This is a genomic window from Ekhidna sp. (genome assembly GCF_040223195.1).
GTDB lineage: Bacteria > Bacteroidota > Bacteroidia > Cytophagales > Cyclobacteriaceae > Ekhidna.
This window is the reverse complement of record NZ_JAVKDX010000006.1, coordinates 227,064-245,029: the sequence shown is the minus strand read 5'-3', so window position 1 is coordinate 245,029 and position 17,966 is coordinate 227,064. Positions and strand designations below refer to the sequence as shown.

Annotated in this window: 15 protein-coding genes; 9 read left to right on the top strand and 6 right to left on the bottom strand. The window is 44.0% G+C overall.

Annotated features, from left to right (window positions below; translation table 11 throughout):
- The 3 genes from RLN88_RS02545 to RLN88_RS02535 are packed head-to-tail and all read left to right on the top strand — an operon-like array spanning position 1 to position 3,243.
- Complete coding sequence (locus tag RLN88_RS02545) at positions 1-1,323, top strand: O-acetylhomoserine aminocarboxypropyltransferase/cysteine synthase family protein (protein ID WP_350219804.1); 1,323 nt, start codon at positions 1-3, stop codon at positions 1,321-1,323.
- The gene (locus RLN88_RS02540; RefSeq protein WP_350219803.1) at positions 1,304-2,269 is read left to right on the top strand and encodes a homoserine O-acetyltransferase family protein; all 966 of its coding nucleotides are present in this window, start codon (positions 1,304-1,306) and stop codon (positions 2,267-2,269) included. Before RLN88_RS02545 ends, RLN88_RS02540 begins: the two co-directional genes overlap by 20 nt.
- Positions 2,266-3,243: a homoserine dehydrogenase gene (locus RLN88_RS02535; protein WP_350219802.1), complete on the top strand. Its 978-nt coding sequence runs from the start codon at positions 2,266-2,268 to the stop codon at positions 3,241-3,243. The genes RLN88_RS02540 and RLN88_RS02535 overlap by 4 nt, the downstream gene beginning before the upstream one ends.
- A gap of 42 nt (positions 3,244-3,285) precedes the next feature.
- On the opposite strand, the gene lpdA is transcribed toward RLN88_RS02535, so the two are convergent.
- Complete coding sequence (gene lpdA, locus RLN88_RS02530; RefSeq protein WP_350219801.1) at positions 3,286-4,680, bottom strand: dihydrolipoyl dehydrogenase; 1,395 nt, start codon at positions 4,678-4,680, stop codon at positions 3,286-3,288.
- Between the two features lie 115 nt (positions 4,681-4,795).
- On the opposite strand from lpdA, the gene fabG reads away from it, so the two are divergent.
- From fabG to RLN88_RS02500, 6 genes are all read left to right on the top strand, one after another.
- The gene (fabG, locus tag RLN88_RS02525; protein ID WP_350219800.1) at positions 4,796-5,542 is read left to right on the top strand and encodes a 3-oxoacyl-[acyl-carrier-protein] reductase; all 747 of its coding nucleotides are present in this window, start codon (positions 4,796-4,798) and stop codon (positions 5,540-5,542) included.
- A gap of 286 nt (positions 5,543-5,828) precedes the next feature.
- On the top strand, positions 5,829-7,601 hold the full coding sequence (locus RLN88_RS02520) for a DUF1800 domain-containing protein (protein ID WP_350219799.1): 1,773 nt from the start codon (positions 5,829-5,831) through the stop codon (positions 7,599-7,601).
- A 9-nt stretch (positions 7,602-7,610) separates the two neighbouring features.
- The gene (locus RLN88_RS02515; protein WP_350219798.1) at positions 7,611-9,314 is read left to right on the top strand and encodes a DUF1501 domain-containing protein; all 1,704 of its coding nucleotides are present in this window, start codon (positions 7,611-7,613) and stop codon (positions 9,312-9,314) included.
- On the top strand, positions 9,283-10,146 hold the full coding sequence (locus RLN88_RS02510; protein ID WP_350219797.1) for an outer membrane beta-barrel protein: 864 nt from the start codon (positions 9,283-9,285) through the stop codon (positions 10,144-10,146). Before RLN88_RS02515 ends, RLN88_RS02510 begins: the two co-directional genes overlap by 32 nt.
- Before the next feature lie 35 nt (positions 10,147-10,181).
- Positions 10,182-11,408 carry a hypothetical protein gene (locus RLN88_RS02505; RefSeq protein WP_350219796.1) on the top strand — a complete coding sequence of 409 codons (1,227 nt, stop codon included), beginning with the start codon at positions 10,182-10,184 and terminating at the stop codon, positions 11,406-11,408.
- A gap of 111 nt (positions 11,409-11,519) precedes the next feature.
- A complete protein-coding gene (locus RLN88_RS02500) occupies positions 11,520-13,547 on the top strand; it encodes a hypothetical protein (protein WP_350219795.1) in 2,028 nt (675 codons plus the stop codon).
- Between the two features lie 25 nt (positions 13,548-13,572).
- On the opposite strand, the gene RLN88_RS02495 is transcribed toward RLN88_RS02500, so the two are convergent.
- From RLN88_RS02495 to RLN88_RS02475, 5 genes are all read right to left on the bottom strand, one after another.
- Complete coding sequence (locus RLN88_RS02495; protein WP_350219794.1) at positions 13,573-13,719, bottom strand: hypothetical protein; 147 nt, start codon at positions 13,717-13,719, stop codon at positions 13,573-13,575.
- A 143-nt stretch (positions 13,720-13,862) separates the two neighbouring features.
- On the bottom strand, positions 13,863-14,351 hold the full coding sequence (locus tag RLN88_RS02490) for a DUF2306 domain-containing protein (protein WP_350219793.1): 489 nt from the start codon (positions 14,349-14,351) through the stop codon (positions 13,863-13,865).
- A gap of 41 nt (positions 14,352-14,392) precedes the next feature.
- Positions 14,393-14,677, bottom strand: a complete 285-nt coding sequence (locus RLN88_RS02485) for a winged helix-turn-helix domain-containing protein (protein ID WP_350219792.1) — start codon at positions 14,675-14,677, stop codon at positions 14,393-14,395.
- Positions 14,674-15,246 (bottom strand): hypothetical protein, encoded by a 573-nt coding sequence (locus RLN88_RS02480; RefSeq protein ID WP_350219791.1) that lies wholly within the window; start codon positions 15,244-15,246, stop codon positions 14,674-14,676. The genes RLN88_RS02485 and RLN88_RS02480 overlap by 4 nt, the downstream gene beginning before the upstream one ends.
- 103 nt (positions 15,247-15,349) lie before the next feature.
- Positions 15,350-17,911, bottom strand: coding sequence for an ATP-dependent Clp protease ATP-binding subunit (locus RLN88_RS02475; RefSeq protein WP_350219790.1), 2,562 nt, complete (start codon positions 17,909-17,911; stop codon positions 15,350-15,352).
- Between the last annotated feature and the right edge of the window lie 55 nt (positions 17,912-17,966).

Sequence of the window (17,966 nt, the reverse complement as noted above, 5' to 3'; positions counted from 1 at the left end):
ATGTCACAAGAATTAAAATACGAAACACTTCAGCTACACGCCGGTCAGGAAATTGATGAAACCACCCGATCACGTGCAGTACCGATTTACCAGACCTCATCCTACACATTCAGGGATTCGGAGCATGGAGCCAATCTATTTGCTCTAAAGGAATTCGGAAATATTTATACCCGAATCATGAACCCGACTACCGATGTGTTCGAAAAGCGAATTGCCGCTTTAGAAGGAGGAGTAGCAGCTTTGGCTGTCGGGTCCGGCCAGGCAGCTCAGTTCATTGCATTGAACAACATCCTTCAAGCCGGAGATAATTTCATCTCCACTTCTTTTCTCTACGGTGGCACGTACAATCAATTCAAGGTTGCGTTTAAACGGCTGGGAATTGAAACACGCTTCGCCAAAACAGATAAAGCATCAGACTTTGAAAAGCTCATTGATGAGCATACGAAAGCGATCTATCTGGAAACGATCGGTAATCCAGAGTTCAATATTCCTGATTTCGACGCAATTGCTGAAGTAGCCAGGGACTATGATATTCCGCTGGTGGTCGATAACACCTTTGGTGCTGCTGGCTACCTTTTCCGTCCGATCGAACATGGCGCTGCAGTGGTTACTGCATCGGCGACTAAATGGATCGGTGGTCACGGTACCTCTATCGGCGGTGTGATTGTCGATAGCGGAAACTACAACTGGGGCAATGGAAAATATCCGCAATTCACCGAACCATCCGAGGGATATCATGGCCTGAAGTTCTGGGAGGTATTTGGTGAGGGGAACCCGCTTGGCTTGCCAAACATTGCTTTCGCCATCCGGGCCCGGGTGGAAGGTCTGAGAGATTTTGGACCTGCGCTTAGTCCATTCAATTCATTCTTACTGCTTCAGGGGTTAGAAACACTTTCCCTGAGAGTGCAGCGAACGGTAGACAATGCGCTAGAGCTAGCCAACTGGCTGGAACAGCATTCGCTGGTTGAGAAGGTGAACTATCCGGGGTTGCATTCCAGCCCGTATCATTCTTTGGCCAATAAATACCTGACCAATGGATTCGGCGGAGTACTCTCTTTCCAACTTAAAGGTGAGAAAGAAGAAACGAAGGAATTTGTAAACAACCTCAAACTGGTGAGTCACCTTGCCAATGTAGGTGACGCGAAAACCCTGATCATCCAGCCTTCGGCAACCACGCACCAGCAACTGTCCGAGCAGGAGCAGCTAGATGCCGGGGTTTTACCAAATCTTTTGAGGGTATCAGTCGGAATTGAGCACATAGATGATATCAAATCCGATTTTGAACAAGCCTTTGAAAAAGTATATGCAAGCACAGAAGTCTGAAACACATAGTTATAAGGTTGAGGAACCTTTGGTCCTGGAGTGTGGAAAAACGCTCCGGGATCTTAGGGTCCAATACACTACCTGGGGACAACTCAATGGTGAAAAATCCAATGTGTTCTGGATTTTTCATGCGCTGACAGCAAACAGCGATCCTTCGGATTGGTGGGAGAATCTGTTTTCTGAGGGTAGTCCCATTCATCCGGATAAAGACTTCATAGTGTGTGCCAATATCATTGGCTCCTGCTACGGAAGTACCGAACCAAAAAACTATGACTTTCCGACATTGACCATCCGTGACATTGTTGAGCCGCTTAAGCAACTCAAAAACCATCTGGGCATTGCAAAAATCAGGTTGGGCATTGGTGGTTCGATGGGTGGTCAGCAATTGCTGGAATGGGCGGTGCAGGAGCCCGATGTATTTGAAACAATCGTGCCAATTGCCACCAATGCGAAGCACTCTGCCTGGGGTATTGCCTTTAATGAGGCCCAGCGTATGGCTTTGCAAGCTGATTCTGAAAAGGGATTGGACGCTGCAAGGGCGATTGCCATGCTCTCTTACAGGCATTACAACACCTATGTAGAAACGCAGACAGATCGGGATGGAAGGCGAGACGAGTTTTCAGCCTCCTCCTATCAACGCTATCAGGGTGAAAAACTCAGAAAAAGGTTCAGCCCGTTCAGCTACTATACCCTGTCTAAAGCGATGGATAGCCAAGATGTGGGACGTCACTATGGAGGACTGGAACAGGCGCTCGGCAGGATTCAATCCAGAACAATTGCCATTGGCCTGGATACGGATATTTTGTTTCCGGTGGCAGAGCAGGAGTTCATCGCAAATCATACTCCGAATAGCTCCTTTCACATCATATCCAGTTTGTATGGACATGATGGATTCTTATTAGAGACCAGTCAAATCAATGAAATATTAAAGAAAGAACTTAAATGAAAACCCCAAAAAAAATCGGATTATTTGGTTTTGGGACTGTTGGAAAAGGGTTTTATGAAAACCTGAAAAAATACCCACACTTGGCTGCACAGATTGCGAAGGTGTGTGTAAAGCGACTGGATTTGCCACGAATCGGTCATGAATTATACTTTACTGATAATCCTGAGGAGCTGCTCGGTGATTCTGAGATTGACATCATTATTGAACTGATTGATGATCCGGATGCAGCCAAAACCTATGTGGAAAAAGCGTTGCTGGCTGGCAAAGACGTGATCAGTGCCAACAAAAAAATGATTGGTGAGTCACTTCAAAACGTGGCTATATGGCACACAAGCTTTGACTCAAGCTTTTTGTACGAGGCAGCTGTTGGTGGTGGTATCCCGATCGTCAACGCAGTAGACGGATTTTTTCGGGATCAGGAAATCACAGAGATCCGAGGTATTTTGAACGGCTCTTCCAATTACATTTTGACTCAGATGCAGTTACATGGCTGGACATTTGAGCAGGCACTGAAGGAAGCGCAGGCAAAGGGATTTGCAGAGCGTAATCCTCTTCTAGATGTCAGTGGGATTGATGCATCGTATAAACTTTCGATCCTTGCTTATCATGCTTTCGGAGAAGTTCCCTCCATGAAAAGCTTCGAGATTGAAAGCATCGAAAACGTGACGAAAGAAGATATAAAGCGTGCGAAAACAAAGGGAAGAAAAATCAAACTTGTGGCATCTCTGAAAAAGACCAATCAGGAAATTAGCTGCTCGGTAAAGCCTGAAATGGTAGGTGCAAACGATGAATTTTACTCAGTTGATTTTGAGAACAATGCGATCAGCGTGGAGACGCTGATTAGTGGAAGACACGTGTTTGTAGGGAAAGGTGCCGGAGCAATGCCTACCGGTTCTGCAGTATTGGAAGATTTGAAACGACTACTTAATGGCTACAGTTATCAGGTTAGTAATCGAATAAAAACTTTAGCATAAAAAAGCCCCGAATCGGGGCTTTTTATTTTTCTTAAGAATCTCCTAAAGGTGAATCACCTCATCATAAGCTGCCGCTGCAGCTTCCATCACCGCTTCACTCATGGTTGGGTGAGGGTGTACCGTCTTGATAATTTCATGGCCTGTAGTTTCAAGCTTTCTAGCCGCAACTGCCTCTGCGATCATCTCAGTCACATTAAATCCGATCATGTGTGCTCCCAACCACTCGCCGTATTTCGCATCAAAAATTACTTTCACGAAACCATCAGCAGCTCCTGCAGCTTTTGCCTTTCCTGAAGCAGAGAATGGGAACTTCCCTACTTTGATTTCATAGCCAGCTTCTTTGGCAGCTTTCTCGGTGTATCCAACAGATGCCACCTCAGGAGAACAGTAGGTACATCCCGGAATGTTGTTATAATCCAATGGCTCCACATGCATGCCTTTGATTTTCTCTACACAGATAATTCCTTCCGCAGAAGCAACGTGTGCTAAAGCCTGACCTTTCACGATATCTCCAATGGCATATACTCCGTCAACATTCGTTTTGTAGTAATCATCTACAATCACTTTTCCTTTCTCGGTCTTGACACCTACGTCTTCCAATCCCAGGTTTTCAAGGTTGGTAGCTACACCCACTGCAGAAAGTACAATATCGCAATTGATCTGCTCTTCTCCTTTTTTGGTTTTTACTGTCACTTTGCAGCCCGTACCTTTTGTATCTACTTTGGTCACCTCAGAACTGGTCATGATATTCATTCCAGCCTTTTTGAATGATCTTTCCAGTTGCTTGCTCACATCGTCATCCTCCACGGGAACGATCTTATCCATGAATTCAACAATGGTCACCTCAGTACCAAGTGTGCTATAGAAATAGGCAAACTCAACACCAATTGCTCCTGAACCTACTACCACCATTTTCTTCGGTTGCTTGTCGAGTGTCATGGCCTCACGGTAACCAATGATTTTTTTGCCATCGATAGGCATAGTTGGAAGCTCTCTGGATCTTCCTCCTGTTGCTAAAATGATATGATCAGCATCATAAGTTGTTACTTTTCCATCAGTACCTTTCACTTCTACCTTTTTACCCTTCTTCAAAGTACCATGTCCTGCAATGTGATCGATTTTGTTTTTCTTGAAAAGGAACTGAATTCCCTTGCTCATACCTCCCGCTACTTCACGGCTCCTCTTCACCATGCCGGAGAAATCAGCTTTTGCATCTTTTACCTTGATCCCGTAATCTTCTGCATGATTGATGTAATCAAATACTTGTGCGCTCTTCAAAAGTGCTTTGGTTGGGATACATCCCCAGTTCAAACAAACACCACCAAGCTCTGCTTTTTCCACCACTCCTACTTTCATTCCAAGCTGCGATGCTCTGATAGCTGCTACATATCCGCCAGGTCCACTTCCGATTACAATTAGATCATATTTAGATGCCATGCTTTATAGATTTTAAATTGAGGCGCAAATTTAACCCGAAAAGTTGTGGAAAATAAGGGCTAAGCAGTCTTCCATGACTCATTATCTTTGACCTTTAATTTTGAATCACTCACACATGAAATTACTAGAAGGAAAAACAGCACTCATTACCGGAGCATCCAAAGGAATAGGCAAAGCCATTGCTGAGCAATATGCTGAACAAGGTGCTAATGTCGCATTTACATATTTGTCTAGCGTTGAAAAAGGCGAAGCTTTGGAAAAAGAACTTGCATCAAGGGGAATTAAAGCAAAAGGATTCCGATCTGACGCTTCCGATTATCAAGCTGCACAAGAACTTATCAATGGTGTGGTAGGAGAGTTTGGCTCACTAGATATTTTGATCAATAATGCCGGGATCACAAAAGACAATCTGCTGATGAGAATGAGTGAGGAAGATTGGGATGCAATCATGAATATTAACCTTAAGTCTTGTTTCAACACGGTGAAAGCGGCGTGTCGAACCATGATGAAGCAGCGAAGCGGCTCAATTATAAATATGTCATCTGTAGTAGGTGTGAAAGGAAATGCCGGACAGGCAAACTATGCTGCTTCCAAAGCAGGAATCATCGGATTTACTAAGTCGGTGGCGTTGGAATTGGGATCAAGAGGAATTAGATGCAATGCTATTGCTCCGGGATTCATTGAAACCGAAATGACAGATGCATTGGATGAAAAAACAGTACAAAGCTGGAGAGATGCCATTCCATTGAAAAGAGGCGGAGCTCCTGAAGATGTAGCAAATGCATGTATCTTCCTTGGCTCGGATCTGTCAGCTTATATCACAGGTCAGACCATTCAGGTAGATGGAGGAATGCTAACTTGATTTCACTACGGCATAACTAGTCCTCCTTTATCAAGTTTTAGATGCTGAAATAAATTCAGCATGACAGCTTATAAAATGTAGGCTTCATTTCAATTGAAAAGTCATACTGAACTTGTTTCAGTATCTGTTCGACAAAACTTGACAAAGGAGAACGACTATCTGAATGAACCAAGTATTGGTGGGTTTTTTATTGTCTTAACAATTAGTTAAACTATTTGAAGATTTTTTATCATTTATTTTATAATAAATGTTTTAATTTTAGTGTTCTATTATCAAATCAGCTCGAATGCCTTTAGTAGAACTAACCAGCGCACTAGGTAGGAAAAGAGCTGCTCACCTTCTCCGTCGTACGTGCTTTGCAGGGTCAATTGCCGAGATTGATGCATTTGCTGCACTTACACCAGCAGAAGCAGTTGACCAGCTATTTAATACCACTCTCCCTGATCCGGTCCTTCCGATCGATCCGCTTTCCGGTAATGAATGGATTACCGGAGATTTTGCACCGCAAAGTGAAGGATTTGAGCTGGAACGATATTTTCTGGCGTGGCATCTGGGACAGATGTTGGGCAATGGCATAGATGACTCAGTTAAGCTTCCTTATATATTTAGAGAACGCTTGGTTTATTTTCTTCACACGCATTTCACCACGAAAAGATCGGTTGTAGGAAGTTCCAGAGCACTATTTTACCAGCAGGCACTTTTCCGGCTGTTTGCGTTTGATAGTGAAGATTTGTCCATTCCTGCGGACGACCCAATGGATCCGGATATCATCGTCCCAAGAAACTTCAAGCAGCTTACAAAAAAACTTAGTGTAGACAATGCCATGCTGGTCTTTCTTGATGGCAGATTAAACGTCAAAGGAAGCCCCAATGAAAACTATGCCCGTGAGCTTCTTGAGCTCTATTCCATTGGCAGAGGTTTGGAGGGGAATGTGCCTGAACCTGAATTTGAGGGAGACTATTTTTTCTACACGGAGGAGGATGTGCAGGCAGGAGCGCGCGTGCTATCCGGGTTTAATGTGGATCCAACGTTTTCCAATTTGGATGATGAAACTGGCATACCCAGAGGGATTATTCGTGGAGGGACGATTGCCAGCAGCCATGAAGAAGGGGTGAAAAACTTTAGCTCCAGAATGGCAAATGGCACAGTAACTCCCAATACCGATCTCTTGCAAGGCGGTAACCCGACAGAAGAAAGTGTGCTGGATGAAATCAGTCAGTTTGTTGACCTGATTTATGATCAGGCTGAAACAACCCGAAGCATTTGCAGAGAACTTTATCGTTTCTTCGTTTATCATCAGATTGATCTCAGCTTACAAAATGACATTATTCAGGAGATGGCTGACATCTTCACCGCAAATGAATTTAAAATTCAGCCAGTATTGGAAGCATTGCTGACAAGTGAGCATTTTTATGAGGCGGAAGCCGGAGAAGACGACAACAACTTCGGAAGTATCATAAAATCTCCTATTGACCTCACGCTCGGGTTCATTCGGAATTTTGAAATCCAGCTTCCTGATTATGAAACCGAACTCACGGAGTATTACAACTTCACCACTGGATTGCTGGGGACTATCAGTCAGCAAGGCATGGATTACTATGAACCCTTTGAGGTAGCAGGGTATGCCGCTTATCATCAGTTTCCAATTTTTAACCGAAGCTGGATCACGACCAATTACCTAACCAACAGATACGATTTTGTCCGAAGGGCACTCTCTGACGGCAATAACATGGAAATGAGCCAGGTGAATGTGTTTGAGTTTGTGGTCAACAATTTTGATTTGGGCACCATCCGGATCGCTGATGATTTCATCATTGCTGTGGCTGAATATTTTCTGCCAAATTCTGAGAACCTGTCCTTCTCTGTTGCCGGAGGAGAACTTACCACTGAGCGGCTTAGTTATTTCAAAGCTGCCATGTTTGAATTTGCGATTGATCCCGACCCTGAAGCAGCCTGGACCACCCGGTGGGATGGTAATCTGGATGCTAATACACGGGCCAACCAGATCGTGGAGTTATTTAACGCCATGCTGCAATCACCCGAATATCAACTTATGTAATCAGCAGCTATGAAAAGAAGGAATTTTTTAAAGAAAATTGGTTTCGCAGCTGGCGCTCCTCTGGCTTTTCATGGTGTACCCATAAAGCTATTGGCTTCGCATTATGAGGTTCAGCACATAGCTCAGCAAAGCACCAATGATCGGGTACTGATCATACTGCAAATGCATGGTGGAAATGACGGCCTCAATACGATTATACCCATATCTAATTACGATGAATATTACAGCCGAAGGGCCAACATTGCCATCCCTTACAAAGTTGGCAACCGCACGCTGATCCCGCTTGACAGCACCGTGGCAAGTGAAGAGCAAGTGGGGCTTCACCCTGACATGCATGACTTCAAACGCTTATATGATACAGGCAAAGCTGCTGTTTTTCAGGGGGTATCCTATGAAAATAATAATGGCTCCCATTTCCGGGGACGGGACATCTGGTTTATGGGAGGCGATTCTGATGATTACTTCAGTTCAGGGTGGATCGGTCGATATCTTGGCCAGGAGTATGAACCTTTAACCTACCCGACCGACTTCCCAACTGAAGAAATGCCTGATCCACTGGCACTGGAAATGGGAAATGATGTCTCACTGCTTTTCCACCAAGAAGGAAATATTCCCACTTCCATTTCCCTGGGTAGCAACCCGGAGAATTTGGCTAATCTTATTGAACAACTGGAAGGGTTTACAGATGAGGGTGTGGATCCGAGAGGAAATCCACCTCCCTTTCTCAACAATTCGCCTTATGGACGGGAAATGAATTGGATTTTGGGGCTGGAAGACAAGTCCGAAACATATATTAAACGACTAGCAGAAATCTACGCTTCTTCCGCTGACACCTCGGTGACTTACCCTGAAACCTATCCGTTCAATGCACCAAACGGATCAAAAAGAAATCCGCTGAGCAACCAGCTGAAACTGGTGGCGAGATTATTGGCCGGTGGGGTGAAAACCAAAGTATTCCTGGTGAAAATTGGTGGTTTTGATACGCATGCCTCTCAGGTAGAAGATTATGATTCCACCATGGGTGTTCATTCTGCCCTCCTTTATCATATCTCGTCAGCCATGCATGCTTTCCAAAGAGACTTGAGATCAAGAGGGCTGGAAGATCGTGTGTTAACGATCTCTATGTCTGAGTTTGGAAGACGGGTTGGATCAAACGGAAGCTACGGTAGCGATCACGGCACTGGCGGGCCGGTCATGATGTTTGGTTTGGGTGTGAAGCCTGGAATCTACGGAACCGTACCGGATGTATCCCAAAGCAACGTTGGAATGCAATTTGACTATCGCCAGATCTATGCAAACATTCTTTATGAATGGATGGGAGTCGATAGATCGGTCATTGCTAACGATATTTTCTTCCGAGACTTTATTGAAGGGCCAAATCCTGCCGGTGGAAATTATGAGCCAATGGACCTGATCAAAGACGTGATCCTGGGTGAAAAGGAATACGTGAAAAAGAACTACCGGATTGAATCAGTATATCCAAATCCTGCATCCACATACGCCCAGGCAAAAATTTTTGTAAATAACTATCAGGACGTGACTGTACAGCTCATTAATGTGCGAGGAGATGTGGTGGCTCAAAGTGCCAGAAGGGTTGGGCCGGGTGATCATATCTTTTCCTTCATGCTGGATTCATTCAGTCCGGGATTCTATTTTATTAAAGCTAAATCTGAAATGTTAGATGACACGAAAAGGCTCATCATCCGCAAGTAAGCTCAGGATATTTCTTTCGCTGATGCTGCTATCAACCCTGTCGATGGCACAAAAGAAACCTGCCAAAAATCCGCTGGAATCCTTTTTGGATACCCAGTTTTGGCTGGGAATAAAAATGGGTATCAACTATACCCAGGCATATCCTGAAACTAGAAATGTGGGTTTCAGTCCCATCGACTACAATGCAGATAGCTTACAAAAAAGCTATGATGATTTTGCACTTCCAGGCGCACATGTAGGCCTGGAGATGAACTTCTATCACAGAGGCTTTTCTGCTTCCTTTCAGCCTGCATACAAACGAAGCAGATATAGCTACAACAGCCTTCTGGAATGGCGTGGAGAAATCTCAGGCAACCGGTTTGAAACGAGGTACGATGTTGAGCAGCGCATCGACATACTGGAGCTGCCCCTTATGATCAAGTATGATATCATCCGATCTGGAAAAATCAGACCTTTCGTAATGGTTGGTGGATTTCACAGCCGGATTTTATCCGCTCAAAAAGAGGTGGGCATTACCCAGATAGATTATTCATCAGGAAATGCCATTACATCCGATGGGGGATCTGCCTCACTCGGAGTAAAGGATGCTTTCAAACCCTTTTCAGGGGTGTCAGGAGGTGTGGGTGTAAACCTGGACTACTGGAATATCCGGACGGTCTTTGAAGTAGGATATAAACATTCCTTGACCTCAGCAACACAACCCAATGCCCAACAAAATGAGCTTGCGTCATTAGGCGAAACAAATGACGAAATTTTCCTTAGAGACCTGAACATCTCACTAAGTTTCGTATTCCCTTTCCGATTTATAGACCAACAATTCAAAGCCTACTGACAAGCGTAACGCCTGACCTATTCATTTGAGAAGCTATGAGCACCAAAAAAATCAAGTACCAAACATCAAAACCCTCTACCTTAATTCTAAGTGTGGTAATTACCTTGTTTACCACCTTGGTTAGTGGGTGTGCTGATGATGAACCTTCGTTGACTGAGTCATTTTTCAAGATTTATGACGACTCTGACCTGGATGTAAATTATAAGCCCATTGATGTGGTGGAGACTATAGATGGTTTCATCATCTTGACTGGCACAGAGCTTTCCAAATCTGACTTTGCAGGAGTGCAGCTAATCAAGGTAGACGAGGAAGGAAATTATGAGGATGAGCGAACGCTGAGGGACTATGTGGTGCCGATCGGAAAAATGCATCTCAATGAGGCCGACAGCAACAGCTATTTCTTTGCTATGGACCCCACGTCTCTGCAGGCTGTACTTATCGGGGTTAGTCCCCAATTGGAAGTACAGTCAGAGGTTGCAATCGGTGGAATAAACTACCCACTTTCTTCTTCGATATTGAGCAATGGAAACTTCCTGCTCCAAAGCTATGATCCCCTGACTCAGGAAACCGAGATTTCTGAAATAGGCCTGGATGGCTCTTTTGTAAATGGCAATCGTTACTCAATAGGGCCTGGTGACGATGTGGAAGCAGAAATCATCAATCACTACCTGAATGCGAGCGAACGTCCATTGCCTTTCTTCTGCGGAGAGGTATCAGCGGGAAATTATTACTTCAATGGATTCTATAATTATAGCCTGTCTTTAGTCTTTACCGATTTTTCGGATGCACCAGGCGGGGTAGTTCAAGGGCAGGCCAGCAATGCCGGAATACGAGCCGTACTACCAATAAATGGGGCTGATTTTGCGGTGGCAGGCTATCAATTTGATGCTAATTTCCAGCTTGCATCCGCCACACTATCAACAACCGGAACCACCTCAAGTGTCGATCTATTCCCGGGAAATATGGCAGAAGTAAAGCCGTATACCCGGGCACAAATAATAAACTACACGGATGCAGATACTTATTCGGTCTTTGCCTGTGAAACCAAGGGAAGACAAATTCTTCTCAATTTTTACAACTCCTCCGGTGGGATCAGTGGAATGCACCGAATCGGGTACCTTAACCCATACACATTTGCTTCTATAAAAATTGGGAGTGATAATTCCATCCTTGTGCTTGGCACCACATTCGTAGCAGGCAGGTTTGAACGAATAGCGCTCACAAAAATTTCCGCAAGTGAGGTTTCCGGCTTTATCAATTAATCGCTTATCAGAAAAGAGTATCCTTTAAAATTCTACCCCGTATTGTACTTTTTGAGTTAGATTCAAGCTTTGGTGTTTGATAGCACCTAAGGAGCACGAAAAAGGTGATTAATGGATAGAAGTTTTCTTCATTTGGAATATTCCGGCTGGTGGGTTTTACTCATACTAATTGCTTCCATAGGTCTTTCCATTTTTCTTTACTCCAAGAAAAATGTTCCCTGGAATAAGGCGCAAAACTGGCTCCTTGCCAGCCTTCGCTTTCTGGCCCTTTTTTCTTTGCTGCTGCTTTTCCTTTCTCCGTCCATTCGAAAAATCACTAATCGGGTGGAGAAACCTGTAATTGCAATCGCGCTGGACAATTCCCAATCCGTAGTGGCGCGTGCATCGGAGAAAGAGATTTCAGATAAGATCAATTACCTAACAGAGGAGCTGGAAAATGCAGGTATGGAGGTGAGTACCATAAAGATTTCCGATACTTCGGCATTTACGGCTTCTTCCTCCGACTTGGCGGGACTCATAGGGAAGACAGAAGAAGAGGTGAAAAGGAAAAACTATGTGGCTTTGCTGCTCGCTTCAGACGGCATCTTTAATCGGGGGAGCTCCCCGTTTTATAAAAATTATGTGGTTCCTACTTTCACCCTTGGCCTGGGGGATACCATTCCACCGAAGGATCTAAGCATCTCCAGAACATTGTACAACAAAGTAACCTACAAGGACAATGAAAGCCCCATCCGACTTGAAATAACGCAAGACGGATACGATAATCAGCAGATAAAAGTACAGCTCTCAGAAAATGGCAAATTGATCGATGAACAGATGGTAAGGTTGAGAAATTCTGTTCAGGAAGTTGAATTTACGGTTCAATCTCCGCAAGAAGGGCTCAGGCATTTGGTAGCAAGTATTTCTACGCTTGAAGGGGAATCAACGCTTGAAAACAACCGATCCAACATTTTCATGGAGGTCATTGACGGAAGACAAAAAGTGCTAATTGTGGCCAATTCTCCTCACCCGGACATCAAGGCGATCCGCAGCACCCTTGCCGAGACCGGAAACTATCAGACTGAGGTTTATATTCCTGAGATCAACAATGAAAAGCCCAATGAAATATTTGATGTGGTCATTTTTCATGGAGCATTTACTTCCGGAATCAACTACACCCCAAAAGAAAAACCCGGCTTATGGTACATCATGAGCAACGAAAGCTCCATTACCTCGGCCAACAAGACCCTGCCCTATCTGAACATCGAGCGAAGGGGATCTCAGCCAGACAAGGTGGTTGGCTCCTTCAATCAAAACTTCAGCAAATTCAAGATAGAGGATGTTTCAGCTTTCGAGGAGTATCCTCCGGTTGAGGTTCCTTTTGGGGAATATAAGATAAGTGGCCCTGTGGAGGTGGTGATGTACCAGAAACTGGGGAGCATAAAAACCCAAAAACCGCTCATGGCGGTATTTGATGACGGGGCACAAAAAAGCGCTGTGCTGCTTGGGCAAAATATTTGGAAATGGAAGCTCCAGGAGGCGGCTATACATGGAGATGCCACACAATTCAAAAATCTGATTACGAAGACGGTTCAGTTTCTCTCGGTGAAAAATGACAAGAAGCAATTTCGGTTTCGCGTGCGCAAAAACAATTTCTCTGACGCTGAGCCCGTGCTTTTCGATACGGAGGTATACAATGATATTTATGAGCGTCTTTACGAAAACGACATATCGATCACCATCACTTCAGAAAGCGGCGAATCCCAGAATTTCAACTTTACTGACTCAGAGTACAACTCCACCTTCCGGGCACCAAGCTTTGACGCAGGCATATATAAATATGTGGCACAAGTTCAGGTTGGTGATAAATCGCTGACTGACAAAGGCGAGTTTTCGATTCAGAACATCAACCCCGAATACTTAAACCTTACTGCTAACCATCAGCTACTAAAAAATCTCTCCGCCAAAACAGGTGGAATGTATGCCCATGTAAATGAGGTAGAAAAACTAGTTCAGCAAGTCAAAGACCGAGACTTCAAATCTGTGATCAAAAGCGAGGAGGACTTTATCCCGATCTACCAGGCTTGGTGGTGGTATTTGATCATTTTCATGCTTTTTTCAGCAGAATGGTTTTTGCGTAAGTTTTGGGGAGGTTATTGAAAAAGGGGATTTCTCCCCTCCGATATTATTCTATCTTTTTCACGGTAAAATCAATAAACGGATACCAGTTTGTTCCATCTGGTGAGTAGGCTCCTTTTTCCTTCCATACTCCGTCCTTTATATTTATTGAGTATTTAATCTCCCCCCTATCTACAACACTGTGTAAATTCATACCTGGTTCCTGTTTGATCCATATACCAGCCTCCTCCTTCCCATTTTCCGATGAAAGGACTAAGCTTTTCCATTGATTGCTTCGGCTGAGCCAGAAGGCATATTCCTGGCATCATTAACACCGCAAATACTAACTGTTTCATACTAATTTGATTTTAATTGTTTACTAAATTTTTCCTTCCAACTCTTGAGGCCGAGTCTAAAACCTACGCCTCCAACGATCATGATCAAAACCGTGGCAATGCCTACCGCAGAGAAAAAAGGTGCTGGAAAGAACCTGGTAAATACCTCCGAGGCAAACGCTGCATATAATCCAATGACCGACCAATACATCCATGATAGGTGATATAGAATCCAATTCTTTGGCTTGAAGAAAACGGGCATCATACCCAGTAAAAGTGTAACTGAGCTAACGATTGATGCAATATGAAATACACCAAATCCACCAAACAGATTGTAAAGCATAAAGGAAGTGAAGAGCAACACCAGCATTGATGCTACATATGCATACCCAACTTGTTTGTGCCTTCTCGTCCCTTTTGACATTATCAAAATCAACGATCCAAAAATTAATGCCAGAATAGAGGCAATAAGGTGAACCAGCCCCACTTCACTACTAACTAAATTATTCATTTCAAACCAGTCTATATTATAAACTATAAATTCAAAAAAAATTACTCGATGTACTGCTTCAATGCATTCACATACTCCTCGAAAGCTTTTATTCCTACTTTGGTGATGCTACAAGTAGTCAAAGGTTTCTTCCCTTTGAATGACTTGGTTACACTTATATATCCGGCATTTGAAAGCTTATCTAGTTGCACGCTTAGGTTACCAGCCGTTGCTCCGGTTTTTTCTTTGATAAAAACAAACTCTGCAGAATCCACGCCGATCAGTAGTGACATAACTGCCAGTCGCAGTTGTGAATGAAGTAAGGGATCCAATTGTGCAAAACTCATTTTTCCGCCTTTCTTAATAAATATCCAGGCACTAAATATCCTGCGAATATACCAATAGCTCCAACTAAGTATTGGTCTACAGGAGTAACATTAAAAGCTACTATGCTGGCGGCCCACAAAGCAACCGCACCCATATTTAAAGGGTTAAATCGCAACGCCTGACCGGAAATAAATGTCCCTATTGCCGCAAATGAAAGGATCACGGCATTGATATTGTAATTGAGGTCTTTCATAAAGAATAGGACTATCAAGATTCCAATGAACACTGCCAGCCAGATCATTCCATAAAGTCGATCCAGGTGACTTTTCACTTTCGCCTCCCGATCTTGTTTCGCTCCATAAATCATGGAAACAATCCCCGCAGGAATCATCAATACCCAAACAATGTATGGGTGATCATACCAATTGTTCGTCTCTATCAGGTAATGTCCCAGATTGGCAAGCATCACCACACTTCCCCACAACAGGAAATAGAAGCTTCCCCCCTTGGCTACATTTCTTTTTGCCTGACCTATCATCTCAGTGATGAGTGCCAGGCTTTCGTCTTTTGACAGTTCTTTATTGCTCATAGTTTAGAAGTTTACTATAAATACGATACAATAATAAAATAGTTTACATTATAAACCAAATTTAAAAAAAGAAAGGGGTAGTCATCTCTACCCCTTCTTCAAGTTACTTCTCTTTTTTATCCTGGGTTTTTGGTGCTTTCTTCTTTTTGAGTTTAATACTCAATTCCTCATTCTTACCGTCCCAATCAGCTACCAACATGTCTCCCTCCTGAATTTCACCCTTTAGGATTTCCTCAGCCACAGGATCTTCCAGGTGCTTCTGAATTGCTCTTGCAAGTGGTCGTGCCCCGTATTGTGGATCATATCCCTTATCGGCCAAAAACTCCTTGGCCTTATCTGTCAACTCGATGATGTACCCAAGATCTGTAATTCTGGAAAACAACTTACCCAGCGTGATATCAATGATTTTGAAGATGTGTTCTTTCTCCAAAGAATTGAAGATGATTACATCATCAAGCCTGTTCAAAAATTCCGGGCTAAACGTCTTCTTCAGTGCATTCTGTATGGTGGATTTCATGATCTCATCCATATTGTTTTGCCTGTTCTGTGTAGCAAACCCAATACCTGCGCCAAAGTCCTTCAAATCTCTCACCCCAATGTTTGAAGTCATGATGATCAGTGTATTTCTGAAATCAACTTTTCTACCAAGACCATCGGTAAGTACACCATCATCCAACACCTGAAGCAGGATGTTGAATACATCAGGATGTGCCTTTTCAATTTCATCCAATAGCACCACGCTATATGGCTTTCTTCTCACCTTCTCAGTAAGCTGTCCGCCCTCTTCATAGCCCACATATCCCGGAGGCGCTCCTACCAACCGCGACACTGAGAATTTCTCCATGTATTCACTCATGTCAATTCTGATGAGGGAATCTTCCTTATCAAACAGGAAGGTAGAAAGCACTTTGGCCATTTCAGTCTTTCCAACTCCGGTAGGGCCCAAGAATACAAACGAACCGATTGGCTTTTTGGGATCCTTCAATCCCACCCTGGTTCGCTGGATAGCTTTAGCTAGTTTCTTTATTGCCTCGCTCTGCCCAATCACTTTTCCTTCAAGGTCTTTGCCCATCGTGAGCAACTTGGCGCTTTCGTTTTCGGCAATTCGTTTGGTTGGAATTCCCGTCATCATAGCTATCACATCAGCTACATTGTCCTCACCAACCTCATAACGCTTGGTTCTTGTCTCTTCCTCCCAGCGATTTTTCTCATCCTCTAACTGAGCGATCAATTTCTTCTCCCGATCCCTCAACTGAGCAGCTTCCTCATATTTCTGGCTTTTCACCACCTTGTTTTTCTCCTTCTTCACATCCTCTATCTGCTCTTCCAATTCGGTAATGATCTTCGGAACGTTGATATTGTTGATGTGAACCCTGGCACCCGCTTCATCCAAGACATCAATGGCCTTGTCCGGGAGGAATCGATCTGAAATATATCGATCTGAGAGTGTCACGCATGCCTTTATCGCCTCAGGCGTATAATTTACATGGTGATGATTTTCGTATTTGTCTTTGATGTTGTCCAGAATCTGTAGGGTTTCCTCGGGGGAAGTGGCATCCACCATCACCATTTGGAAACGTCTTGCCAGCGCTCCGTCCTTTTCAATGTACTGGCGATACTCATCCAGTGTGGTGGCTCCAATGCATTGAATCTCACCTCTGGCGAGGGCGGGCTTAAACATATTTGATGCGTCCAGTGAACCGGAAGCGCCACCCGCACCTACAATGGTGTGAAGCTCATCAATAAATAGAATTACTTCGGGAGATTTTTCAATCTCGTTCATCACCGCTTTCATTCGCTCTTCAAATTGTCCACGGTACTTTGTTCCGGCAACCAATGATGCCAGATCAAGCGTGACCACACGCTTACCAAACAAGATTCGGGATACTTTTTTCTGAATAATTCTAAGGGCAAGCCCTTCAGCAATGGCGGTTTTACCCACACCCGGCTCACCAATAAGAATTGGGTTGTTTTTCTTTCTTCGACTCAATACCTGAGCCACTCGCTCTATTTCCTTTTCCCGACCAATGATCGGATCCAGCTTATCCTCCTCAGCAAGCTTGGTCAGATCCCGACCAAAATTGTCAAGGACAGGGGTTCTTGATTTCTCATTTCCTTTTTCCTTACCAGTCGATGATCGTCCAGATCCTCGCGGAGTGCTTGAATACAATTCATCCCCCTCGTCATTTGGATCATCGGTATCTGCTGAAGCCATCGGGTTCTCGGTCTGGTATTCGAGCATTTCTTTTACCAGGTCATAATTAACCTCAAACTTCTCCAGTATCTGAGTGGCCAGGTTGTCTTCATCTCTCAGGATGGATAGCAACAAGTGCTCCGTGCCTATCAATGCACTTTTGAAGATTTTGGCTTCCAAATATGTGATCTTCAATACTTTTTCTGACTGGCGCGTCAATGGGATGTTCGCCAGGTTTTTGACATTGCTGGTTGCAGTTCCTTTGGTGGCCTGCTCTATTGCCGAACGTAACTCTTTCATGGACAAGCCAAGCTTTTTCATTACGCTTACGGCTACCCCCTCTCCCTCTCTGATCATACCCAGTAAGAGGTGCTCTGTGCCAATGTAATCATGACCCAAACGCAAGGCTTCTTCCCTGCTCAGTGAGATGACTTCTTTGACTCTATTTGAAAATTTTGCCTCTTTTGACATGCGTTGTGCCTTTCGCTTTTTAGTAAAAATATAGGATATACGAACAAATATCCCT